Here is a 22,713-nt window from a genome sequence, read left to right on the forward strand (position 1 = left end):
AGGGTAGAACAATGTAAATAATGAGGATAAAATGCGTCAGAGCATCTAACGGTGATCATATGGCAAAGATATATCACGAGTCGGACGCCGACCTGGGCGTCCTGAAGGGCAAGAAGGTCGCGGTCATCGGTTTCGGGAACCAGGGCAAGGCCCAAGCGTTGTGCTTTCACGATAGCGGATTGGACGTTACCGTCGGCGTGCGCAAGGACGGCAAGTCCTGGAACGATGCCAAGAAGAACGGACTGAAGGTGGACACCGTGGCCGGCGCCGTCAAGGGCGCGGACGTGGTCCTGGTGCTCATCCCGGACGAGGTCCAGGGTGATGTGTACAAGGCGGAGATCGAGCCCAACCTGAAGAAGGGCGCGGCGCTCGAGTTCGCCCACGGCTTCGCCATCACCTTCGGCGTGATCAAGCCGCCCAAGACCGTGGACGTCATCATGATGGCCCCGAAGGCCCCCGGCCCCATGGAGCGGAGGGTCTTCGTCGAAGGGTTCGGTGTCCCCGCCCTCATCGCGGTGGAACAGGACTTCACCGGCAAGGCCAAGTCCATAGCGTTGGCCTTGGCCAAGGGCCTGGGCTCGACCAAGGCGGGCGTACTGGAGACCAACTTCCGCGAGGAAGCGACGTCCGACCTGTTCGGGGAGCAGGCCGTGCTATGCGGCGGGGTCACCGCCCTCATTGAGGCCGGTTTCCAGACCCTGGTCAAGAGGGGCTACCAGCCGGAGATCGCCTACTTCGAGTGCCTGCACGAGGTCAAGCTCATCGTCGACCTGATCTACCAGGGCGGCATGATGAACATGTGGAACAGCGTCTCCAACACCGCCGAGTTCGGCGGACTGACCACCCGCGAGCTGGTCATCAACGACCAGAGCCGAGCGGCCATGGAGAAGATGCTGGACCGCATCTGCAACGGCGAGTTCGCCAAGGAATGGCTTGCCGACGCAAAAGCGGGCATGCCCCGGATGAAGGCCCTGGAAAAGGCCGAGTCCGAGACCCAGGTGGAGAAGGTGGGCAAGGAGATACGCGCCCTCTTCGAGACCAAGAAGTGACGAAACCCTTTTCACCCTTCCACCCTTTCCCTTCATAGGGAGGGGGCATGGAACGTATTCTTATGCGCACCAGGTATGAGCGGTGGGAGATCGAGCTCAACGACACCGTGGCCGCCTGGAAGATCAACGAGTCGCTGCCGCTGGAGCGGGAAATAAACGTGTGGGGCGGGGAGATCTATTTCACGGTCCCTGTCAGCAACCCCCTCGAGAACGGCAAGAAGATATTGGAGGAGGGCGAGGTGGCCTTCTGGCCGGAAGGCAACGCCCTTTGTTTCTTCTTCGGGCGGACACCGGTGTCCAGCACCTCCAAGCCCGAGGCCTTCTCCCCGGTGACCCCGGTCGGGCGCGTGCTGAACAACGTCAGCGCCCTGGCCGAGCTCCCGGACCGCACCAGGGTGACCCTGGAGCGGGCGGACTGATCACTCGCTTCCCACCATCTCCAGGTCGTCGAAGCGTACGGAAGGGGTGATGCAGTTGCGGTGTACCGTGGCGTCGTTTCCTACGGCCCCGACGCGCTTCAGCGCCTGATAGAAATTACCTACCAGCAGGCACTGGTCAATGTGTCCCGCGACCTGTCCGTCTCGCACCAGCTTGGCGGAGCGCACCTCCAGGGCGAAGCCTCCGGTGATGTTGTTGACGTCCGGGGCGGCCAGCTTCTCGATGACCACTCCCTCCTTCATCTCCGAGACCATGTCCTCCACGCTCTTCGTCCCCGCCCTCCACACCAGGTTCATGGGCAGAGTGACCGCGCCCCGGCGGTACAGGTTCAGGGCGTCCGATGGATCGCGCCGTATGTAGTTGCCGGTGGCGGAGACGTTCCCCATCTGGGCGTGATAGTTGTCGTAGAGCAGTCCCTTCAGCACTCCCCTCTCCACTAGCGGCTTCTCCCTGGTGGGCGTCCCTTCGTCGTCGAACTTGCAGGAGAGCGAGGAGCGGGGGTCCCAGGGTTGGTCGCGCAGGTCCACCAGCTTGTTCCCGACCTCCTGTCCCACCAGCTCCCCCCAGGGAGAGCGGTGTCGCAGGGCGTTCTCCCCGTCGAGAGAATAGCCCACGGAAGCTATGAGCATCTCCGCCAGCTCCTCCGGTGGAAGGATCACCGAGGTGGTCATCTTGCCCTTGAAGTGCTCGGCGTTTTGGGCGTTCAGGGCCTTCTCCCTCAACCTCTGTCCCATGTTCTGCGTGTCCAGGGCCGACAGCCCTGACGAATAGTAGCTTTCACTGCCCTCGCCGGGGTCCGCCCCGGTGGTCATGCAGGTGAAGTGGGCGTAGGCCATCGTCCCCTTCTCCCGGAAGGTGGCGCCGTTGGAGTTGGTCAGAGCACGTTCCAATATGGCCACGCGCAGCTGCCCTCTCGGGACCTTGATCCCCTCTCCGACCGCGTTCACGACCTCCGCCACCTTGTCCCTAAGCATCTCCTGGCTGGCGGTCAGAACCTCTTCCTGGCTGTTCTCCACGGAGCCTACCGGCTGCGAGAAGCCGGGGAACTTCTTAAAATGAGGGTCGGGACGGGAGAGCCGGGCTAAGGCGACAGCCTTGGCCCCGCACTCTTCCAGATCGCGCACGGTGTACATTGTGGAGCTGGACTGCCCCAGGCGCCCGTTAAGGGACACCCGCACGGATATGCCCTGGTCCAGCTTCTCCTCCAGGTTCTTCACCTTGTCGTCATCTATGTAGGCGGTGAGCGAGCGCACGCGGACCAGGTAGGCCTCGACCTCCTTGGCCCCCTCTTCCAGCACCTTGTGCACCGTCTTCTTGGTCATCCTCTCGAGGTCCATTCAATCGCCTCCCAGTACTATCTTGAAGCGACAGTGCGGGCCCCCAGATGAAACGGGGACCCAGTCCTCGATGCCCTTGCCACAGTACCCGCCGTCCAGCTCGACCTTCTTGCCCATGGCATCGGCCGTCGAAAGGATATTGAGGGCGTTGCCGGTCAGAGTGAACGAGCGCAGCATATTGGTTATCTTCCCGTTCTCGATGAGGAATCCGCGCAAGGCCTTGGCCTCAAAGCCGCCGCCCACCGGGTCCTCCATGCCGCTGATCATGTGGTCGGTGAGCACTCCCAGCTTGACATCGGCGATCATCTCGTCGAGGTCCTGGTCCCCCTTATCGAAGAAGGTGTTGGTCATGCGCACCCACACCCGGTGGTCGAAGGCCTGGGCCCTCCCGTTGCCGGTCGGCTCCACGCCCATCTCCGCCGCGGTCTCCAACGAATGCATGTACCCGCGGTACACGCCGTCCTGGATGACCACCGTGCGCGAGGAGGGCGAGCCCTCGTCGTCGAAGGGGATGCAACCCCTCGCTCCCTTGAACGTCCCGTCGTCCACCATGGTGATGAGGGGCGAGCCGACCTTCTTGCCCACCATGTCGGTAAGGAAGGAACGCCGCTTGACTATCTCGTCCGCCTCGGACGCGTGCCCCATGACCTCATGGGCCAGCAGCCCAGAGATGGAGGGGTCGGTTATGCAGGTGACCAGGCCCGAAGGCGCCTTCACCGCCGAGAGCATCTTGATGGCCTCCTTCCCCGTCTCCCGCCCGAAGGCCTCCAGGTCGGTCTCCTTGACCAGTTCGTAACCGACGGAGCCGTCCCGGATGTCGTAGAAGAACTCGGTACGCCCGGCCTCGTGGGCCACAGCCTCCACCATTATTGTGGAACGCACCTCCTCCCAGCTCAGGCGCTTGTCGTGGCTGTTGACCAGCATGTTCTCCCGCACCTCCTCCCGCAGCATGGCGTTGCTGTTGACTATGCGCGGGTCTACCCGCTGCGCCCGGTCCATGTCCAGAGCCGCCTGGACCTTCTCGTCCATGCCCACCTTGGAAGGGTGAAGCTTGACCTGGGCCTTGAGGTCGGCCTTGGCCCCGCCCCGGTCTGGTATGAGCTTGCCCTGGGCCGTCCCGGCCAGAGCGTTGCGGACGGCCTTGGCCGTCGCTTCCATCATGGCCTCCTTGGACACGTCCACCGTCGTAGCGTAGCCCCAGGAGCCTCGTTTCCGGGCCCTCAGGCACGCTCCCCGCAGTCTGTCCTCCGATATGCGCTTGACGGCGGCGTCCACCACCGCCACCCCGGTGCTGGTGATCACCTGGTAGCGGGCGTCGCAGAAGTCCGCGCCCTCGGCCCGCATGCGTTCCACGGCCAGTTCCAGCTGGTCCATCATTGGACCACCTTCAGTTCCTTGGCGGCGTCGGTGAGCATCTCGTACCCGTCCTCGGTGATGAGCACGTCGTCCTCGATGCGCACCCCGCCCTGCCCAGCGATGTACACGCCCGGCTCGACCGTCAGGACCATGCCTGCTTTGAGAATGAAATCGTGGTTCGGGGCCATTCGTCCACCGTCGTGCACCGACAGTCCCAGCCCGTGCCCGGTGGAATGGATCATCAGCTCCTTGAACTCGCTGGCGTCGATGACCTTGCGGGCGGCGGCGTCCACGTCCTTGCCGTTGACCCCGGCCTTGATCACCTTGAGGGCGACGATCTGCGCCTCCAGCACTACCTGGTACATGCGCTTCTGCCAGTCCTTGGCCTCCTTGAAGAAGGAGGTGCGGGTGATGTCCGAGCAGTAGCCCTCCACCTTGCAGCCGAAGTCGAAGAGGGCGGTGTCCCCGCGCTTGATCTTGATGTCCTCGGCCCCGTGATGCGGCTCCGCCGAGCTGGGGCCGAAGGAGGCGTTGGTGCCGAAGGCCGACCCGGTGGCGCCCATGCGCATCATGCGATAGTCCAGCTCCGCTGCCGCTTCGTATTCCGTCATGCCGTCCTTGAGGATGCGGGGTATCTCATCGGCCACCCGGGAGGCGATGCGGCAGGCCTTCCTCATGCGTTCCACCTCGTCCCTGTCTTTGATAAAGCGAGCAGCGGACAGCCCGGGGCTGATGTCCACCAGCTCCGCCGAGGGCGCCATCCGCTGGAGGTCCAGATAGTTGTTGTAGGTGATGCCCCAACCGTGTATCCCGATCTTGCGGAAGTTGCCCAAGATGCCCCCGCCGACCATCTCCCGGTCCTTCTGGGTGCGGTAGGTGAGCACTTCCGCCTTCCCGGCCCGGGCGGAGGTCTCCTCCAGCTGGGAAGTTATGAGGGTGGAGCGCCCGTCAGGGGTGATGACCCCCAGGCAGCCCTCGAAAAGCCCGAACCTGGTCCCGGTGACGTAGGGGAACGCCACGTCCAACATCGGCTCCTCACCGTTGACGAGCACGATGGCGTCCAGCCCTTCCTGGCAATTGGAAAAGATCCACTTTACTCGGTCCTTCATCCCTATCACGAGGGCGAAAAGGGTTTTTCCGTATTTAGGGCTGACCTCAGATGCCTATCCAAACGTTACCGGCAATGCGCCTGATGGCGGCGATGGCCGAGAGCGCGGCCAGATAGCTGGTCGCCGGGTTGGACGGGAAGGGCACGTTGTCCGTCTCGCAGACGATGTGACCGAACTCCCCCCTGACCTCCAGACGGTGGGCGTTGCAGTCGGAAATGGGATCACACACCAGCTTGACCTTGGTCTTGTCCAGGCCGATGCCGATGAGGGAAATGGTGGCGGAGACGTTGACGTTCTTGGGGAAATGGGCCACGGCATCACGTGCCGAGCCCTCGAAAAGGATGGTCTTCTGCTTGAGCGAGTTGACGTCCACGCCCTTCGATGTCAGATAGGCATTGTCCTGGAAGCTCTTGGGCCCCTTTGTGGATACGAGCTCCACGCTGTCTATGACGTCCGAGGAAGCGGAATGCAACCCATCCGTACCGCAGATGGCTCCCGAAGGTACGTAAAGACGACCGCCCTTGCGCTTGGCCACGTTGAAGCACCTTTCCCTGGTCTCGTCGTCAGCGAAGGCGCCCACGCTCATGACCAGCACGTCCACGCCCATGCCCAGGACGATGGGGACGTAATGTTTTACAGCGTCCTGCGAGGCGGCTTCGACCACCAGGTCGACGTTCTTCAGGTGGGCCTTGATGCTCTCGTCGGTGGGGGAGATGAACTTGCCCTTCTTGCACTCCTTGGTGATCTTCTTGGCCCTCTCCTGGTTCTTGTCCGTTATGTAGAAGATATCGAACTCTTCCATTTCCTCGATGGCCTCAGCCAGTGTAGTACCGATGGCCCCGCTGCCGATGATTAGGAGTCGCATCGGCGCATAATCGCCTAACCCTGATATAACCTTGTCCCTCCCCCTCCAGTGACGGTCATGGCTGGCGCTGGCGGCGGTCACCTGTCCCAGGGGATTGGTTAATAATCCGTTCCCCCATGCAAGGCTCATGAGGTATCGCACCCTGGAGCACACCGCGGACGTCATGGTGGAGGCCTATGGCGCCAACCTCGAGGAGTGCTTCGGCAACGCCGCCTACGCCCTTACGGACCAGATACTGGACGTCTCCAAGGTCCGCCCTAAGTTGGAGCGGGAGATCCTCGCCGAGGGGCACGACCACGAATCGATGCTCTACAACTTCCTCTCCGAGCTGCTGTTCGTCTTCGACGTCACCGGCATGGTCTTCTCCAAGTTCACCGTGCGCTTCGATGGCGACAAGGTGGTGTGCCGAGCCTGGGGCGAGGCCTACGACGCCAAGAGGCATCGCCCCAAGAAGGAGGTCAAGGCCATCACCTACCACATGATGGCCATCGAGCCGGCCACCCCGGCGGTGCGCGTGGTCTTCGACATCTGAAGGAACGGCCCTTTTCAGGAATCCGAGGCGCATTTTAATAAGGAAACCCTCCGTTATGCCCCACGCCGCAAGTTGATGGCGGGAGAGCGACCGATGGAGTTCGACATGATGGACGAGGCCATGCCGTTCGAGGGCAAGATATTCGTCTCCGACCTGCAAGGCCCGGTCACCGCCAACGACAACGCCTTGGAGATCACCTCCCAGCTGGTGGAGAACGGCGAGCGGCTGTACCAGGCCCTGAGCCGCTACGAGGACGTGCTGGCCAACGTAGTGCGCAAGGACGGCATCAAGGCCGGGGACACCCTCCGCCTGATACTTCCGTTCCTCAAGGCCTACGGGGCCACCGACTCCTCCCTGCTGCGACTGTCCCGAGAGGGATTGAAGGTCGTACCAGGGGCGGGCAAGACCATGCGCTACGTGCAGGAGTTCATGTCCAGCTTCATCGTCAGCACCAGCTACGAGCATTACGTGGGAGCCGCCTGCGAGGAGATCGGGTTCCCCTTCGAGAACGCTTTCTGCACCCGCCTGAACATGGACATGTACGAGGTGGAGGAATGGGAGGTGGAGACCCTGCGCAACCTGGCGCGGGAGATCGTGCGCATGCCGCTCATCAACGTCCCGGGGAACGCCCGCAACGTGCGCGACCTGGAACCGGACGACCGCCTGCTGGTCCGCCGGCTAGAGGAAATATTCTGGACCGAGATGACCGACCTGTCCTCCCACCAGTTCATATCCCAGGTCAACCCGGTGGGCGGGGACGAGAAAGCGACGTCCGTAGTGGAGATATGCAAGCGCCTCAGCGTGGCGCTGGAGGACTGCATGTACGTTGGCGATGGGGTGACCGACGCCCGGGCGCTGCAGGTGGTGCGGCGCAGCGGCGGTCTGGCCGTGTCGTTCAACGGCAACCTCCACGCCCTGCAGGAAGCGGACCTGGCGGTGATGTCCGAGAACACCATCGTCACCTCCGTGCTGGCCGAGATATTCTATCGCGCCGGGAGGGACGGGGTCCTAGAGGCGATGGAGGATTGGGGTCACGATTCCCTGCGCCGCTCCGGTCTGGTGCACGATTACCTGCTCCGGGAGTGCTTCCACTTGTATCCCGAGGGGCTGCCCGAGGTGCGCCGGGTGAACAAGGACAACATCCAGGAGCTGTTGGGGTCCAGCCTGAGGATCAGGGAGAAGGTGCGGGGAGCGGCCAAGATCTGACCTCCTCTGAGGCCGTCGTCCCGAGCACCCCCTTTCGGCTCTCTGGCGACAAGCACGTCCAAGGTCGGGCGATACGTTAAAATACGCACGCCTATGTGACTCAAAACATGACCTCGAAGCTTTTTCTCCGCATCACGCGCCCGCGGCACAGGAGGGTGGGTGATTCCATAATTCCCGACCCGGAAATGCTGGACTACTACTTCGAGGAATACCAGCTAGGAGGCGTGACCCGCAGTCTTATACGAGCCGACCCGCCGTCTCGGGGGGTCAGCCAGAAACTGCCCCTGGGTACCGAAGGACCCAAGAAGCAGGACGGGCTGGTGGGGCCGCTCGACGTCTGGCTGGTGCACGACCTGCTCAACGATATGATGGACTGAGCCGGACGCCGGTAAGGGGCTCCCAGCAGGACTAGGGCATCGCCGATAGGAATGGCCTTATTATCAATCTGGATAACAAGCTTGAAATGGTTTAATAGCCTGAAACGATTGTGAGAAAACGTTCTCATGAGCGATAATGAGGCCGCCAATCATCACGACAGACTATTCCTAGACATGCTCCGCACCCTGCAGAAGGCCGAGGACAACGAATCGGCGCTGCACGCGGTCATGGACGCAGTGGCCGGAATGTTCCTACCTGCAAGGGTGTGCTTCGTCCCCGAGGAGCGAAGCGGGTTCACGGCCATGGGCGATAGCGGCCCCTGGACCGCCGAGGCGCGCCTGCTTCCGGACCAGATGATCAAGCTCCTGCCCTCCAAGAAGGGTTTCGCCGTGGCCTTGAAGAACCGGGGGCGACGCATCGGCCTGCTGATAGTGGACGGGGTGCGGGAACCGAGGGACTTGGACCAGGCCGTGCCGTTCATACTGGCACTGCCCGACGCCTTGGAACTGTCCCTCAGCAACATCCGCTATATGCAGGAGCTGAACGAATCCCGGGACCAGTTCTCTCGGCTATCTGAATCCCTGGGCGTGGCCAACAAGATCCTGCGGCACGACATCGCCAACGAGATGCTGGTCATCAGCTCCTCCTTGGACCTTTACCGGCAGAACAACCGGGAGCGGGACCTCCTGCGGGCCCAGGGGTCCCTGCTGCGCATGCATAGCATAATCACACAGATGAGGGACCTGGACAGCTTCCTGCTGGCCCGCAGGGAGATGACCGCCACCAGCCTGACCCAGGTGATCAACGCCACGCTGCCCGCCCTGGAGATGCCCTACACGGTGCAAGGGGACGCTCAGATACTGGCGGACCCGGCGCTCAAGGCGGTCATCGAGAACCTGGTGCGCAATGCCAAGAAGCACGGCCAGGCCAAAGGCATGGAGTTCGTCATCATCAAGAAGGATGGAAAGGTGGTGTTGGCCGTGCGGGACGACGGGAAAGGTCTGCCGGTCGATCAGCTGGACCGCATATTCCAGGAGGGCGTGGCCTTCGGCGAGTCCAAGGGCACCGGCCTGGGCCTCTACCTGGTCAAGCGGACCATGGTCCGCTACGGGGGGAGCATCCGGGCGGACAACGACCCCCGTGGGGGCGCCCGTTTCGAGCTCACCTTCCGCTCGGTCGAACCTTGATCCAGAGTGATGAAAAAACCCCCTTTCACTTACCTTTTTCCGTGCACCGTCTCGTTTATCCACTGCACCAATTTACGGTACGATTCTCGGCCTTCCCCGGTCAGCTCGACCTTCTGATGACCATCCTCTTCCCGCAGGATCACCAGTCCTTTTTCAATCATCCACTCTAGGTATTTACTGAACACATCGTAGTTGGTCCCAATGGCCGTCTGCAGGCGGGTCTTGAGCATCGGCGATGGCTCATGCCACAGCCTCTCCAGCATCCTGGCCACCACGTAGAGGTCGGGCCGGTCCAATCCCCTCACCGCTTCCCCGCCAGGCCAAGGACGCTCTCTAGCTCCGACATCTTCCTTTGCCAGTCCTCTTTCAGCTCATCAGATTCCTTCCTTCCACGGCGATACTGGTCCAACAGAAGTATGATCCATAGGACGATGAGGGCTCCGCCAAGCAGTTGTATCAGGTCGAAACCGTACCCTCTAATCAGAAAGAGCACTCCCTGGTCCAGTATCAGTACGATCAACATTGTCATTGCGGGTCTGCGATTCCACATCCCCTTCCGATGGGCGTTCAGCCATCTTGGGACCTCCGAACAGGCTCGGAGCAGCATCTCCACCGCCGACCCTCCTTCTGGTACCGACCCCCTCATCACGGTCATCAATTCGTTGGTCCATCGTTCGTCCTTCTCCACGGTCCTTCTCGCCCGCCTCCTGAGCACCAACATGCCGGTGATGGCGATGGCGATCAGTGAGACGGTCCCGCCCCCCAATCTCCAAGCAAACTCGTTGGCATCGATTGGATATTGCACGCTCATCATCAGGAGCACGACGAATCCCACCAAGGCTATGGTGACCAGTATGAGGCAGTGATCGTGAAATTTCGACCTGCTATCGTCAGTTGCCTGCCTGGCCAGCATGTACGCCGAAGTTATGCTGTCCATCACCAGCTCGTCCACGCTCTTCTCTGGTGAACGTGGGAGGTCCTTCAATATAGAGACCACCGTTCCCAGGCCCTTCTGGCATTGGACGTAGATGTACAGCATGAAGGGGAACGCCAATATGACGCTGTATGAGAACACGCTCAGCAGGAACACGGCCCAGAACCCGGTGGAGGTGGGCAAGGAACGGTACGAGAACCGACCATGGCGCATCCTTATCCGGGCGACGGAGTACTTCGCCACCCGCAGGTCGAAATCGCTCCCCCCGACGGTCACCTTATATCCCGCTTGACCTAGCTTGACCGGGTCCAATTCCCCTTCGACGTCCAGTGGTCTCCAGGGGACGGCGGTCATGATTATGCACGTGAGGACGATCGCCCATGCGGAACCGACCATCGTATACAACCACACAATAGATCGGGATGGGACGTCCAGGACCATGGGCAGAAGGAGGAATACCAGACCGCCAGCGGCCAATGAGACCAGGGCTATGAACCACCATTTAGAGAATAGATCCCGAGCCTCCATGATGAGATAGAATGTGGCGGGAAGCGGTAAAAGGTTACTCCTCGCCGATACGTTCCTGGAAAGCTCGGCTCACTCGTGGAAAACGACGTTGCAGTGGTCGATGACCACGCTGCCGTTGTGGACCTTCTCTTTTCCCTTCTTCTCGCAGCTGGCCTTGAGCTGCATGACCTCCCCGAAGGGGAAGTTCACCACGCCCTTGGCGAATGTGCCGATGCGCACCACGTCGCCCTCCTTGAATCGCCCCTCGACGGCGGTAATGCCGCAGGGCAGCAGGCTCCCACCATCCTTCAGTGCCTTCTCCGCGCCCTCGTCCACGGTTATCTTGCCGCGTGGGCTGGCGTAGAGTATCCAGCGCTCCCGGTTGGTGTACAAAGCGTTGGCGGAGAACAGCGTTCCTAGCTTTTCGCCGCGGACCAGGCGCAGGATGACATCCCTTTCCCGACCGTTGGCGATTATGGTGTTGCAGCCGGCGCCCATGGCGATGCGCGCCGCGTTGATCTTACTCTTCATCCCGCCCTTGGACCGGTCGCTGGTCCCGCTTCCGCCCATCATCTCGATGTCCTTGGTGATCTCGTCGACCGTGTCGATGAAGTGGGCGTCCTTGTCCGTGTCGGGATTGCGGTCGTACAGGCCGTCCACGTCCGTGAGGAGGATGAGCAGGTCGGCGTCCACCTTGCTGGCGACCAGCGCCGACAGCTTGTCGTTGTCCCCGAAGGTGCCGCCTATCTCGTCCGTGGATATCACGTCGTTCTCGTTGATGATGGGGACGACACCCAGATTGAACAGCGCGTCCACGGTCTTGCGCAGGTTGAGGTAGACCTTCCGGTCGGAGAAGACGTTGTAGGTGAGCAGCAATTGCCCCACGGACCTCCCGTGGCGGGCGAACACCTCTCGGTAGGTGAGCATGAGGACCGCCTGGCCCACGGCGGCGCAGGCCTGCTTGTGGGCCATGTCCTTCTGCACGTCGTCCAGACCGAGCTCGCTGCTGCCTGAACCTATCGCTCCGGACGTGACGATTATCGACTGTACCCCCGTCTTCTCCAGCTCCAGGACCTGGCGGGCGATGCCGTCCAGATACGCCGCATCGACCTTGCCGTCCTCCCCGCAGATGGTGTTTGTGCCGATCTTGATGACCGCGCGGGTGACCTTGATGTCCCTCATAGCATCTTCCTATGGGTGTACTTCCTGGCGTTCTCCCCGGAATAGTCGGCCACGGCCTGTCCCGAGCCGAGGAGGCGATACTTGTAGATGGTCAGCCCCTCCAGTCCGACCGGCCCGCGGGCGTGGGTCTTGTTGGTGCTGATGCCCACCTCCGCCCCCAGGCCGTAGCGGTAGCCATCGGCAAAGCGCGTAGAGCAGTTCCACATTACGGATGAGGAATCAACCTCGTCCATGAAGCGCCTGGCACCCCTCTCGTCGCTGGTGATTATGGCATCGGTGTGATGCGACCCGTACTTGTTGATGTGGGCGACAGCCTCCTCCAAGGACGAGACGACCTTTATGGAAAGTATCAGGTCATTGTACTCCGCCGACCAGTCGTCCTCCGTAGCTTCCTTCATTTCCACGATGCATCTCGCGGACGCATCGCCCCTCAGCTCCACGCCCGCCCGATGATAGGCCTCGGCCATGGCCGGTAGGAAGGACAGGGCGACGTTCTCGTGCACCAGCAACGTCTCCATGGCGTTACACACCGCCGGGTACTGGACCTTGGCGTCGTAACACACCCGCAGGGCCATTTCCAGGTCCGCTCTCTGGTCCACATAGGTGTGGCACACGCCCTCGGAGTGCCCCAGCACCGGGATCTTGGTGTGGGATTGGATGAACTTGACCAGCTGGTTGGAGCCGCGGGGGATGATCAGGTCGACCTGCTCGTCCAGGGCCAGGAGCTTGTTGATCTCCTCGCGAGTGGAGAGAAGCTGCACCGCTCCCTTGAAGCGCTCGTCCACGTCCGATGCGGCATCGACGATGACCTTGGCCAAGGCCTCGTTGGTCCGATGGGCCTCGGAGCCGCCCTTCAGTATGACCGCGTTACCGGACTTCAGGCACAGCGATGATATCTGGACCAGCGCCTCCGGGCGCGATTCGAATATCACGCCGATGACCCCTATAGGGCAAGTTACCTTTTCCAGGACCAGTCCATCGTCCAGCTCGGTGCGCGAGACCACCTTGCCGATGGGGTCCTCCTGTCTGATCAGGGAGCGCAGGGACTCCACGGACTCCTCCATCTTTCCCTGGTCGTAGCGCAGGCGCTTGACCATGGGCTTGGGCAGCCCGGCCTTCTCCGCCTCCTTCAGGTCGGCCTCGTTGGCCTTGAAGATCGAACCGGCGTGCTCCTGCAGCGCCGAGGCTATCTCCTCCAGCACTTCGTTCTTGACCGCCTGGGTCAGGCTCTGCAGGCGATAGGACGCCTCCTTGGCGTCCTTGGCTGCCCTCTCAACCGCGTCCATGTCGGGCTATGGCATGGCGAAAGAAATCATAATCCTTTCGTCTTGGAGGGCGCATATCGAATGAAAGAACAGGGGGGAAAGAGGTAAGGAAAGGGCGCTTCGGGGGCATCCCCGGGTGCGCTCAAAGGGAAGTTTTGACCAGATAATAGTCGACGGCGTTGTTCTTCTTCTTATCTTTGAGGGCGCCAACCTTCTTCAGTTCCTGAATGGCATTCATGCACTGGGCCTTGGGCAGCTTGGACAGGGCGGTGGCCTTCTCGGCGCTAATGGCCTTGTCCTCGGAAGTAACTCCGGCCTTTATCAACGCACTGAACAGTTTCTCAACTTGAGGGGATACCATGAGTCCGGGAGATTTTTTACCCTTTATTAAGGATTGCGGTCGCCGGATACTATTATTGTAAATAAAATTAATAATATGGGTGATACTTCAATAGCTTATTATCTAACGAAATGCGAATGAAATGCGCAATTGTCCGTCGGAATCGAATAATCGAGCTCATTCGTCAAATAAATCAGTTAAATCGAATAAAGCTCACGCTATGAACGGTCAGGGAACGTCCGAGGGAGATGACTAGATTGTGCCCGCCCCCGCGGCCAAGCGCACCTTGTTCACGTCTAGCAGTTCGTGGCGATTGAGCAGGGATAGGCCCGTGTTCCTTCCCAGTATCTCCACGGCCACGATCTTGTCCGGGTCCTCCAGGTTCACTCGCCCGCGGTTGAGCGGCCCGGTCAGCTGGGCGATGAGGTCGTCGTGGTGCTCCTCGAAGTGCCGTTTGTGCAGGTGCATCATCCAGGTCTCATCCTCTCCGATGCCCCGCCCCAGCTCGGTGGCGGCGTCGATTATCTCGCGCTTGTTCGACGGCACCCAGCGCTCTATAGGCACCCAGTGGTACGTATAGATGAACTGCGATGGGTTCTCATCACAAACGCGCTTGAGCTGAGCGACCAGCACCTTGGCGTCACCGCCGACCTGCAGCAGGAAGACGCCCTCCACCTCGCAGAGGTCTATCTTCTCCACGTAGACGCCCAGGTCCTTCATCCGTTCCATGATCTCTTGTTCGGCGTGACCCCTCTGATTGCCGTGAAAGGTCACCAGGAGGTTGTAGGCAAGCATGCAAACACCCTGATTACATTTGCGCATGCGCGCTCAAATAACTTGCCCTCAGCCGCCCAAAGCGACTATGATTAGCAGCATCAGCATGCCCACCCCCGCCATGACCAGGCCGGACCGTAGGCCGCCGCTGCCCACCTTTCTTTCCAGGAACCGGCCCAGGAGGAACAGCAGGATGGCGCCGGTGACGTTGGCCATGAAGGTCACCAGGTTGAGGTCGATGGTAGGTGCCAATTGGTAGATCAGAACGAAGGGAGTGGCGGCCGCCAGGTTCAGCAGCACGCACCAGACCGCGGCCAGCCACTGGGAACGTTCCAGGGTGGGCCTCACGATCTCCTTCTTCTTGATGGCCTGGATGGCCACGTCGGCCATGCGCTGCCAGGTATCCTCGTCTAGCATGTCCTCCTGCAGCTCCGTCAGTGCTTCCGTCAGCACCTCCACGGCCAATTCCCGGGAGGCCTCGTGGTCCTTGCCGTCCTTGATCTCCTTGACCTTCCTGTAAAAATAGACCTTCTCGTAGTGGGAGGTGAGCATGTTGACGGCGCCGTCGGCGAAGCCCCAGGCGGTGTTGCATCCCAGAATGGCCACGGTGACCACGAAGGCGATCTCCTCCGCCGGCTGCCCCAATAGCGCCAGGCGCAGGGTGTTGCTCAGGGCCATGGCCATCAACAGCCCGTAGAAGAACTCCACGGTGACCTGGGATTGGCTGATATGGTCGAATATCAGCCTGTCCGCAAGGTTCCGTTTCTCCGTCCCGTTCATCGGCCCTCTCCGGAGCCGTTATGCCCCTAATAGGTCAATGTTCTTTTCGCCTCAGGTGTCGTCGTCCACGACCTCCTCCGCAGCCGTTCTGGCCGAGGCCGGTTCGATCTTGCGATAGACCTTGCACGGCTCCAGATTCCGTCCTCCGACCTTCAGCAGGAAGCCCTCCACGGGCACGCCGAACAACCGCTCGTTCTCCCTCAGGTAGGGCAGGATGGTCTCCCAGTCCTGGTCGGTCATCTTCCCGAAGCGGCCGCCGTTCAGCTGGTCCGCGGTGACTTTCCTCTGGGGGTCCCGCACGTAGATGGCGCCTCCCGAGGCCAGGGAGAATAGGTTGCCTCCCGGATAGGGCGTGGGCAGCTCCACCGGTGTCCCGTTGGGATCGAAGGCCACGCCGTTCAGGATGACGAAGCCACCTCCGTTCAGAGGGTCCCCGGCCATGAACGATTCCGCCAGGTAGTCCAGGCAGGTGCCGTTGATGACCACGCGAGGTTTTCCGACGGCGTTGATGAGCGGGCGCCCGGCAGCGTTGCCCATGACGTAGGCCTCGCCCCCTTTCGCTCCATACATGAACGTCTGGCCGACGTCCCCGTGCACGATGAGCTTTCCGGAGGCCAATATCTGCCCCAGCTGGTCCTGGGCGTTGCCGTGCACCTCCACCTCGGCCCCGGACAGACCGGAGGCCAGGTAGTCGCCTGGCGTTCCGAAAGCCTCCACCTTCAGGCCCTGGGAGCCCTGCCCCAGGCCGCAGCCGAAGAAGCGCTGCCCGTGGGCGTCGAAGGCGATGACGTGCCGCCAACCTTTGGCGTGCGCGTCGCGGATGACGAAGGACGGTCCCTCCTCCCCCTCCATGGGGAAGCCGCGACAGTCCACGGCCAGGGTGGAACCGTTCCCTGCGGCGGGCACCAGGCCCCGGTTCTCGCGGTCCACCAGAGTGAACCCGTGACCGACCTGCGGCGCCCGGGGAACGGACCTGAGGGACAGGTTCACCGCTTCCAGCGCCTTCTCGGTGATGCGGCTGCGCCTCAGCTTGCCGCTGGGGTAGCGCCGATCGATCATCAGGCTGAGGAACGACAGCACGCTGCGCAGGTCCGCCTCGCTGCGCGAGGCTCTTTGCACCGCCGCTTGCAGCAGGGAACGGAACGCCGCAGCGTCCATGCCCGGCAGGGCGGACCGGAACCTCTGGAACATCTCTCCGCCGTCGCCGGTGTCCACCACGGCGTCGGTACCGCCCGACACCAGCAGCGAGGACAGCGACCGGTCCCCCTGCCGGTCGTACGACAGCTCTAACTTCACAGGCGCGCGGAACTTGTTGACCACGCTGAGCGTCCGTCCGTCCCCCTCCTTCTCGAGGGTGAAGACGAACGCCCCGCCGTCGGTATGACTACCGCCGCGGGCGTTCCAGTATGCGTCCGCCTGCCGGGGCACCGACGGATGGTCCGCGGCTATGGAGCGCAGCGCCGAGTCGATGGCCTGCTTCTCCGAGCCGATGAGGCCAATCTGCACCTCTCCCTCCACGAGTGCGAACACTTGCGGTCGCAGCATGGCCGTGTCGGTGATACCGATCAGCTGGAACCTGTCCTCGTAGAACTGGTTGCGGGCGATGATGAAGAACCACGGGCCGTCCGGCGAGGCGTGGATGTGGGTGCGCTGTATCGCCTGGTACAGCGGCCTCTTTTCCTCTGGCAGACTGTGGAAGTCCCTTTCGGTGGTGGGCGCCAATGCCTCTATGATGTACTCCAGCGGGTAACCGTACGTCCGGTTCAGCAGGTCGAACAGCAGCACCGAGACCTCGGTGTCGGTGAGGAACAGCGGGACCACGTTCTTCTGCGCCAGGTACTCGCTCACCGAGTGGTAGTTGGCGAAGTCGCCGTTGTGCACCAGTCCCTCGTCCAAGCCCATAAATGGGTGCGCTCCGCCGGGATGCCACACCCGTCCCTTGGTCGGGTACCTCTGATGCCCGATCCAGACGTGGGCGGTGACCTCCTCCAGGCGGTAGAAGGTTATGACGTCCTCGGCGTAGCCGACCACCTTCATGATGATCATGTTGCGTCCGTGGGACATCACGAAGGCCTTCATGCCCTTCTGCACGTAGTACAGATGGTTGATGGCGAAGCTGGTCTGGTACACGAACTCGTCCTCGGCCTGGCGGGGGTCCAGGCCCTGCAGCTTGCGCTCCTCGACGAAGCTCCTCAGCTTCTCTGGTCTGGCCCTACAGAAATAACGCCAGACCTGCGGCGGCCGCACCGGCAGGGCGGAGAGCACGAGCGGATTGGCGCTCTCCTCCACCTGGTAGCGGGTGTGCACTGCGTAACGTTCGTCTATGAACTCCTTTTCCAGCTCCTGCCGGAACGAGGGGTCGACGTAAGCGACCTGAACCAAGTAGTGGTCCTCCAGGATGTCCTGGGGGACCTTCATCTGCTGGTGGTCGAGACCGACGGCGGCGATCCCGCCGCCCTTCCCGTTGCCGCGGTTGTGCATCTGCAGCAGCGGTTCCAGTATGTGCTTTCCCGGCAGTCCGACCGATGCGGCCAGGCCGACCACTCCGCACCCGCCCTCCGCCTCCATCTGCAGGCGGCTCAGCTTCGGCCGGCACTCCTGCATCCATTTCCTCGATCTGATGATCATCTCCGGGTCGTTCATGCCTGCACCTCCTTTCCCTCGTCGTAGCGCAGCAGATCCGTGCGTCCACGCAGCTCGTTGATGTCCTTCATGCCGAAAGAGGCCAGAAGGTGGCACCACTGCTTGCGCCAGGCAGAATAGAGGTTGATCAGCCGTTGCGAGCCCCAGTCGGTGTCCATCTGCAGGAACAGCACCGGATCGGTGGTGGCTATGCCACGCGGGCACCCGCGTCCCGACTCGCAGTTGCCGCAGCGCACGCATCCCAGCGCTACCAGCTCCGCGGTCCCGATGACCACGCCGTCCGCGCCTAGGGCGATGGCCTTGGCCACATCCAAAGCCGTACGCATGCCCCCGCTGGCGATGAGGGTAACGCTGTCGCGTACCCCCTCGTTGGTCAGGAACCGGTGCACCTTGGGGATGGCATACTCTATCGGCATGGCGATGTTCTTCTTGGCGATCTCCGGGGCCGCCCCGGTGCCTCCGTACCCGCCGTCCAGGTGCACGATGTGCGCCCCGGCGTAGTACGAGCCGATGGCCACCATCTCCACGTCGTTGGGCGTAGAGACCTTGACCGACAGCAGCGCCCTTGGATTGATCGAGGCGATCCAGTCCAGGTGCTTCTTGTGGTCCTCCACGGAGTACACGCTGTGGAAGGGGAAGGGCGAGAAGAGCGAGGTGCCTGGCACCGCCTCCCTCATCTTGGCCACCAGCGGTGTGTTCTTATCGCCCAGCAGATGGCCGCCCAGCCCGGGCTTGGCCCCCTGGGCGTACTTGAACTCCACTATCGGGGCGCGCATTATCGTCTCTTCCTTCACCCCAAAGAGGCCGGTGGCGATCTGAGTGATGACGTTGTCCTGGTACGGGATGAGCTCGACGGGATATCCGCCCTCGCCCGTGCAGGTGTACGTGCCCCAGGCCTTGGCCGCCCGAGCGCGGGCGACCATGGTGTGCAGCGATATGGAACCGTAGGACATGCCGCCGCCGTAGATAGGCAGAGATATGCGCCGCTTCTTCCCGCCCCGGCGGTTAAGGTCGATGGCCGTGGAGAACTCTCTGTAATCGACCTTATCCGGAACGTTACCAAGCTTGAAGTGCAGGTGGTCGAAGCCGCCCCCGGCGTTCCCGGTGTTGCCGGGGTGGTCCAGCGGTAACGGTTCGCCGGTCTCGGCCATCTGCCAGGTCGCCAGTATCATCTCCGTGGTCCACCTGACGTCGCCGAGGGCGCTGAAGGTCTCGCTGGCCCTGACGCTCAACGAATGTGTGGGGCAGTGGGAGGCGCAGTAGAAGTCATTGCTTTGGCAGGAAGGCCCGATGCACCTCTGGTTGTACGGGGGCAATATCTTCGCGTGCCCCTCCATCCTCTTGTGCACTCCGTAGGGGCATAACGTCTCGCACAGCCCGCAGGAGATGCAGGCGTCCTTCCGCTCCACGATGTAGCGGTTGACGAACTTCAGCCTCTCGGACGGTATCCAGGAGGCCTCCGGCACGCACGTGTACTCCTCAGTCAACTTTGGCACCCCCTTCGATACCGGAGAAGGCGTCACGGTGCGCGTCCTCCTCGAATATCGCACGTCCGGTCTCGCCCCTAATGCGGCGCACCTCGCGTATCCCCATGGCGCCAAGCATCTCCAACATCTGGTCCCTCCAGGCGCTGCAGAGGTTGGTCACCCTCTGCCTGGCAAACTCCTGTGGCGCATTCTTCACGTCGGCCGTGCAGTCCTTACCGCACTCCGCGCAGGCATGGCAGCCCAGGGCCACCTTCATCGCCCTCTCCAGCGTCACCGCGTCGGCTCCGCAGATGATGCTCTTGGGTACCATCTCCGCCGCGGCCAGTCCGCCGGAGGATATGATGGTCACACTATCCCGGAGACCGACGGAGACCAGGTGCTTATGCAGTTTGCGCATGGCGTCCCTGGCGTACGCACCGCTTCCGTCCATCCCGCTCTCCTCGAAGAGGACGTGCAGCACGTCGGCCTCTTTGGCCATCTCGTCCACGGTGGACGGAAGGTCCGGCGACGATCTCAACCGTATGCCGACCAGCAGTCCCGGCCGCTTGGCCTTGAGGTCCTTCAGCACCGCCTTCCAGTTGTCGGCGGGCTCTATCTCCACCATGCGCACGTGGGGCGAAAGGCGGTCCAGGTCGGCCGGCCCGGATATTATGGGCACCAGCATCTCGGCCTTGATCTCCCCGCCCAATTTATCCATCAGACCGATGGACAGAACCAGCAGCGTCCCCAGCTCGCTGGCGGCGCCGGCGATGCCTTTCATCACGGCGTCGGTTACATCCAAACGAGAGACGTCCAGTAGGAACGGGACCGGAAGGTCGACGATCGTGCCCATGTCGGTGAGGAGACGCCTTTGCTCATCGAAGGTCAGGACGGAAGGCTTGCGCCCGATGTCCACGGCGGTGGAGATGAACTCCCTTCCGTGTATGCCGTCCCTGGTGGGGCGGACGATCTCGGACATGTCCGTCCACATGGCGTCGAAGCCCGGTCCGGAGAAAGTTCCGCGGTACCCAGCGCCCAGCACCGGGATCTTGGCGTTCTCCGCCTCGTTCCACATGGTGGTCACGCGCACCGGGGTCCAAACGCCGTTCCCGAGAGCCTTGAACTCCTCGTTCACCTTGATGGAGAGCGCTCTCTGCGGGCACTCGACGACGCAGCGGAAGCAGTTCTTGCACAGCATGCTGTCAGGCTCGGCCATCTTCCGCGGGTCGTTCGCATCGCGCTTGTGCGCGTCGTACACGCAGGCCCTCTCGCACTTCCCGCAATTGATGCAGTTATCCGCCCGATGCACCAGGAACTTAGGAACTGGCTTATGCCGTCCGGGTATCACTTCGGTGTGGATGTGGTAGCGCTCATACACGGCGCTCACCTCCCATGCCGTTCTTGGGCGCCCCCAGCACCAGGCCGCGGGAGATCATCTCCTCGTAGTGCGGGCTGACCTCGGCCAGGCGGACGAAGCGCTCTATCTCCACGGCGTCCTTTCCGTACTTCTTCTCCAGGCGGGCCTCCAGCTCCTCGTACGCCGGTATCAGGTCCAGCTTGGACTGGCAGACCTGCTCGCAGGCCTTGCACCTCATGCACAGGAAGGCTCGGTGGGCGTGCTCCTTGGTGATCTCCTTCCCCTCGGCCATGGCCTTGGCCGTCAGCAGCTTGCCGCGGGCGGTGACCCTCTCGTCCTTGGTCAAGGCGTACGCCGGGCAGACGCTCACGCAGGCACCGCACATGGCGCACTGGTTGGCCATCTCCACCAGCACGTCCCGTTTCCGGGGCCCCATGGCCTTGCGGGAAACAGAGGAGAGCGAGCGGAAAACGAGGCCCAGCGGCGCGTGCAGCCGGGCCATGAACCGGAAGCCCGTTCCCGAGCCCAGGGGGCTGAAGACCAGGCCGGCGGCGCCGAACATTCTACCTTTCAAGGCGAAGTACTTGCCCGGGTTCATGACGTTGGTGGGGTCCAGTTTGTCCTTGGCCTTCCTCAGCCTCTCCCTCTCTTCCTCCGGCCAGTGGTCGGCGAAGGAGTTGTTCCAGACGCCCAGGGAGTACGGTCGCGCCCCCAGCCCGATGAGGGAGGAGGTCACCACCATGGACTTGGCGGCGTCCAGGGTATACAGCGACTGGTTGACCTGGTCCGTTAGATAGTAGCAGAGCAGTAGCGATTCTCGGCCCTGCATGAAATGCACCTCGAGCAGGGGGTCCAGGTCGAACTCCTGGCAGAGGTCCTCGGCCCGGTGCAGTATGGCCTTGAGGTTGGACATGGGCGCCAGCACCTCCGCCCCGAGCATACCTGGGCCGAGGCGGCGCAGCTTCATGGGGAAGGAGCGCTCGTGCCACAGCAGGCGGGCCTGGTACGCCGGTTCCTCCTTGATGCCCAACGAGGAGAGCAGATCCACGACGGCCTTCTCCGAGGCGGCGTCGGCGGAGGTGACCAGCAGTGCGTGTCCCTCCCCGAAGTGCTCCCCGTGCAGCAGCTTGTTGGCGTAGCGCAGCTTGCCCGGGGAGAAGTAGATGAGGTCCTCCGGCAACGGCGACAAACGGCGCAGCCTCTCGGCCGCTTCGACGGCCGCATCAAGGTCATGGAAGAGCAGCAGATGCGATCTGGAGGCGCGGTCGATCTCCTTGACCTTGAGGGTGGCCTCGACGATCACGCCCAATTGGCCCTCGCTGCCGAACACCGCCTGGAACTCCTCCTGGGGCGGCTGCAGGGTGATGATGCCTCCGGGGGTGGCCAGCTTCACCGAGGTGACGATGCGGCTGAGGTGCCCCCCGCCCAGGGAGCCCACGCCTAGACCGCCGCCGCAGATCCAGCCGGCCACGGTGGAGAATCGGCTGGACGGGCAGGAGATGATGCGCAGCCCGTGCTGGGGCAGGGCGTGATCGACGTCCGCCCAGCGGCAGCCTCCCTGCACGCGGACACGCTTGTTCTTAACGTCCACGTCCAGCACCTTGTCCAGGTTGCCAACGTCCACCACGATGCCGCCGTTCACGGGGATGGAACCGCCGAAAGGCGAAGAGCCGGAACCGCGGGGGATGACCGCCAGGCCGCGAGCCTTGGCGAACTCGAGGACGGCCATGGCCGCCTCAGAGGTAAAAGGCTGCGCCACAGCGTCCGGGGTGTATTGGATGAGAACGTCCTTCAACAGCTGCGGCACATCGGCCTGGTCCCGGGAATAGAGGTCCCTCTCACCGTTGCCGACGACGACCCGTAGGTCGGGGGTGTTCAGCACATCCAGTTCTTTGGCCAGTCCCGAGGACATCTCCACCTTGGCGCGGAAACGTTCGGGCGTTATGGTCTGGCCGCCAGCGTTCGATTCCATTATGATCTCACCTGAAACTATGACTGAAGAGAAGAT

The 22,713-nt window shown here is 62.3% G+C and carries 21 protein-coding genes; 6 read left to right on the forward strand and 15 right to left on the reverse strand.

Annotated elements, in window-relative coordinates:
- Nucleotides 1-59 precede the first annotated feature (59 nt).
- Together ilvC and NT131_01190 are read left to right on the forward strand one after the other, a co-directional pair.
- Nucleotides 60-1,049, forward strand: coding sequence for a ketol-acid reductoisomerase (gene ilvC, locus NT131_01185; protein ID MCX6650263.1), 990 nt, complete (start codon nucleotides 60-62; stop codon nucleotides 1,047-1,049).
- Nucleotides 1,050-1,096: 47 nt separating this feature from the next.
- Nucleotides 1,097-1,468 carry a cyclophilin-like fold protein gene (locus NT131_01190; GenBank protein MCX6650264.1) on the forward strand — a complete coding sequence of 124 codons (372 nt, stop codon included), beginning with the start codon at nucleotides 1,097-1,099 and terminating at the stop codon, nucleotides 1,466-1,468.
- Here the strand turns inward: NT131_01190 and NT131_01195 are convergent, their stop codons facing one another.
- From NT131_01195 to NT131_01210, 4 genes are read right to left on the reverse strand one after another with little or no spacing between them, the layout of a single operon-like run.
- On the reverse strand, nucleotides 1,469-2,824 hold the full coding sequence (locus NT131_01195) for a TldD/PmbA family protein (protein ID MCX6650265.1): 1,356 nt from the start codon (nucleotides 2,822-2,824) through the stop codon (nucleotides 1,469-1,471).
- Nucleotides 2,825-4,198 (reverse strand): TldD/PmbA family protein, encoded by a 1,374-nt coding sequence (locus tag NT131_01200; GenBank protein MCX6650266.1) that lies wholly within the window; start codon nucleotides 4,196-4,198, stop codon nucleotides 2,825-2,827.
- Nucleotides 4,198-5,289 (reverse strand): Xaa-Pro peptidase family protein, encoded by a 1,092-nt coding sequence (locus NT131_01205; GenBank protein MCX6650267.1) that lies wholly within the window; start codon nucleotides 5,287-5,289, stop codon nucleotides 4,198-4,200. The genes NT131_01200 and NT131_01205 overlap by 1 nt, the downstream gene beginning before the upstream one ends.
- 46 nt (nucleotides 5,290-5,335) lie before the next feature.
- Nucleotides 5,336-6,283 carry an aspartate dehydrogenase gene (locus NT131_01210; GenBank protein ID MCX6650268.1) on the reverse strand — a complete coding sequence of 316 codons (948 nt, stop codon included), beginning with the start codon at nucleotides 6,281-6,283 and terminating at the stop codon, nucleotides 5,336-5,338.
- Here NT131_01210 and NT131_01215 point away from each other — a divergent pair.
- The 4 genes from NT131_01215 (at nucleotide 6,282) to NT131_01230 (ending at nucleotide 9,457) form a co-directional block, all read left to right on the forward strand.
- Nucleotides 6,282-6,686, forward strand: coding sequence for an archease (locus NT131_01215; protein MCX6650269.1), 405 nt, complete (start codon nucleotides 6,282-6,284; stop codon nucleotides 6,684-6,686). The genes NT131_01210 and NT131_01215 overlap by 2 nt on opposite strands.
- Nucleotides 6,687-6,779: 93 nt before the next feature.
- The gene (locus NT131_01220) at nucleotides 6,780-7,892 is read left to right on the forward strand and encodes a hypothetical protein (protein MCX6650270.1); all 1,113 of its coding nucleotides are present in this window, start codon (nucleotides 6,780-6,782) and stop codon (nucleotides 7,890-7,892) included.
- Between the two features lie 155 nt (nucleotides 7,893-8,047).
- Nucleotides 8,048-8,269 carry a hypothetical protein gene (locus NT131_01225; protein ID MCX6650271.1) on the forward strand — a complete coding sequence of 74 codons (222 nt, stop codon included), beginning with the start codon at nucleotides 8,048-8,050 and terminating at the stop codon, nucleotides 8,267-8,269.
- A 126-nt stretch (nucleotides 8,270-8,395) separates the two neighbouring features.
- Nucleotides 8,396-9,457: a HAMP domain-containing sensor histidine kinase gene (locus NT131_01230; protein ID MCX6650272.1), complete on the forward strand. Its 1,062-nt coding sequence runs from the start codon at nucleotides 8,396-8,398 to the stop codon at nucleotides 9,455-9,457.
- Nucleotides 9,458-9,486: 29 nt separating this feature from the next.
- On the opposite strand, the gene NT131_01235 is transcribed toward NT131_01230, so the two are convergent.
- The 11 genes from NT131_01235 to NT131_01285 all read right to left on the reverse strand — a co-directional run bounded on the left by NT131_01235 (nucleotide 9,487) and on the right by NT131_01285 (nucleotide 22,677).
- Complete coding sequence (locus NT131_01235; protein MCX6650273.1) at nucleotides 9,487-9,762, reverse strand: hypothetical protein; 276 nt, start codon at nucleotides 9,760-9,762, stop codon at nucleotides 9,487-9,489.
- A complete protein-coding gene (locus tag NT131_01240; protein ID MCX6650274.1) occupies nucleotides 9,759-10,919 on the reverse strand; it encodes a hypothetical protein in 1,161 nt (386 codons plus the stop codon). Before NT131_01240 ends, NT131_01235 begins: the two co-directional genes overlap by 4 nt.
- A 69-nt stretch (nucleotides 10,920-10,988) precedes the next feature.
- Nucleotides 10,989-12,080, reverse strand: coding sequence for a glutamate 5-kinase (proB, locus tag NT131_01245; protein ID MCX6650275.1), 1,092 nt, complete (start codon nucleotides 12,078-12,080; stop codon nucleotides 10,989-10,991).
- Nucleotides 12,077-13,366: a glutamate-5-semialdehyde dehydrogenase gene (locus NT131_01250; GenBank protein ID MCX6650276.1), complete on the reverse strand. Its 1,290-nt coding sequence runs from the start codon at nucleotides 13,364-13,366 to the stop codon at nucleotides 12,077-12,079. Before NT131_01250 ends, proB begins: the two co-directional genes overlap by 4 nt.
- 121 nt (nucleotides 13,367-13,487) lie before the next feature.
- Nucleotides 13,488-13,706, reverse strand: coding sequence for a hypothetical protein (locus NT131_01255; protein MCX6650277.1), 219 nt, complete (start codon nucleotides 13,704-13,706; stop codon nucleotides 13,488-13,490).
- A gap of 231 nt (nucleotides 13,707-13,937) precedes the next feature.
- Nucleotides 13,938-14,480 (reverse strand): THUMP domain-containing protein, encoded by a 543-nt coding sequence (locus NT131_01260; GenBank protein MCX6650278.1) that lies wholly within the window; start codon nucleotides 14,478-14,480, stop codon nucleotides 13,938-13,940.
- Nucleotides 14,481-14,528: 48 nt separating this feature from the next.
- Nucleotides 14,529-15,239, reverse strand: coding sequence for a hypothetical protein (locus NT131_01265; protein ID MCX6650279.1), 711 nt, complete (start codon nucleotides 15,237-15,239; stop codon nucleotides 14,529-14,531).
- A 51-nt stretch (nucleotides 15,240-15,290) separates the two neighbouring features.
- Entirely contained in the window at nucleotides 15,291-17,882 is a 2,592-nt protein-coding gene (locus NT131_01270) for a hypothetical protein (GenBank protein ID MCX6650280.1), read from the reverse strand.
- Entirely contained in the window at nucleotides 17,879-19,369 is a 1,491-nt protein-coding gene (locus tag NT131_01275) for a glutamate synthase-related protein (GenBank protein MCX6650281.1), read from the reverse strand. The genes NT131_01270 and NT131_01275 overlap by 4 nt, the downstream gene beginning before the upstream one ends.
- Nucleotides 19,362-20,726 (reverse strand): glutamate synthase-related protein, encoded by a 1,365-nt coding sequence (locus tag NT131_01280; GenBank protein MCX6650282.1) that lies wholly within the window; start codon nucleotides 20,724-20,726, stop codon nucleotides 19,362-19,364. The genes NT131_01275 and NT131_01280 overlap by 8 nt, the downstream gene beginning before the upstream one ends.
- Nucleotides 20,719-22,677, reverse strand: coding sequence for an FAD-binding protein (locus NT131_01285; GenBank protein ID MCX6650283.1), 1,959 nt, complete (start codon nucleotides 22,675-22,677; stop codon nucleotides 20,719-20,721). Before NT131_01285 ends, NT131_01280 begins: the two co-directional genes overlap by 8 nt.
- Nucleotides 22,678-22,713 lie beyond the last annotated feature (36 nt).

It is taken from the genome of Methanomassiliicoccales archaeon, from assembly GCA_026394395.1.
Lineage (GTDB): Archaea > Thermoplasmatota > Thermoplasmata > Methanomassiliicoccales > UBA472 > UBA472.

Excerpts from the sequence above, each read along its gene's own strand:
- ilvC (MCX6650263.1), top strand. The coding sequence starts at position 60 with ATGGCAAAGATATATCACGAGTCGGACGCCGACCTGGGCGTCCTGAAG.
- NT131_01190 (MCX6650264.1), top strand. The coding sequence starts at position 1,097 with ATGGAACGTATTCTTATGCGCACCAGGTATGAGCGGTGGGAGATCGAG.
- NT131_01195 (MCX6650265.1), bottom strand. The coding sequence starts at position 2,824 with ATGGACCTCGAGAGGATGACCAAGAAGACGGTGCACAAGGTGCTGGAA.
- NT131_01200 (MCX6650266.1), bottom strand. The coding sequence starts at position 4,198 with ATGGACCAGCTGGAACTGGCCGTGGAACGCATGCGGGCCGAGGGCGCG.
- NT131_01205 (MCX6650267.1), bottom strand. The coding sequence starts at position 5,289 with ATGAAGGACCGAGTAAAGTGGATCTTTTCCAATTGCCAGGAAGGGCTG.
- NT131_01215 (MCX6650269.1), top strand. The coding sequence starts at position 6,282 with ATGAGGTATCGCACCCTGGAGCACACCGCGGACGTCATGGTGGAGGCC.
- NT131_01210 (MCX6650268.1), bottom strand. The coding sequence starts at position 6,283 with ATGAGCCTTGCATGGGGGAACGGATTATTAACCAATCCCCTGGGACAG.
- NT131_01220 (MCX6650270.1), top strand. The coding sequence starts at position 6,780 with ATGGAGTTCGACATGATGGACGAGGCCATGCCGTTCGAGGGCAAGATA.
- NT131_01230 (MCX6650272.1), top strand. The coding sequence starts at position 8,396 with ATGAGCGATAATGAGGCCGCCAATCATCACGACAGACTATTCCTAGAC.
- NT131_01240 (MCX6650274.1), bottom strand. The coding sequence starts at position 10,919 with ATGGAGGCTCGGGATCTATTCTCTAAATGGTGGTTCATAGCCCTGGTC.
- proB (MCX6650275.1), bottom strand. The coding sequence starts at position 12,080 with ATGAGGGACATCAAGGTCACCCGCGCGGTCATCAAGATCGGCACAAAC.
- NT131_01250 (MCX6650276.1), bottom strand. The coding sequence starts at position 13,366 with ATGGACGCGGTTGAGAGGGCAGCCAAGGACGCCAAGGAGGCGTCCTAT.
- NT131_01255 (MCX6650277.1), bottom strand. The coding sequence starts at position 13,706 with ATGGTATCCCCTCAAGTTGAGAAACTGTTCAGTGCGTTGATAAAGGCC.
- NT131_01260 (MCX6650278.1), bottom strand. The coding sequence starts at position 14,480 with ATGCTTGCCTACAACCTCCTGGTGACCTTTCACGGCAATCAGAGGGGT.
- NT131_01265 (MCX6650279.1), bottom strand. The coding sequence starts at position 15,239 with ATGAACGGGACGGAGAAACGGAACCTTGCGGACAGGCTGATATTCGAC.
- NT131_01270 (MCX6650280.1), bottom strand. The coding sequence starts at position 17,882 with ATGAACGACCCGGAGATGATCATCAGATCGAGGAAATGGATGCAGGAG.
- NT131_01285 (MCX6650283.1), bottom strand. The coding sequence starts at position 22,677 with ATGGAATCGAACGCTGGCGGCCAGACCATAACGCCCGAACGTTTCCGC.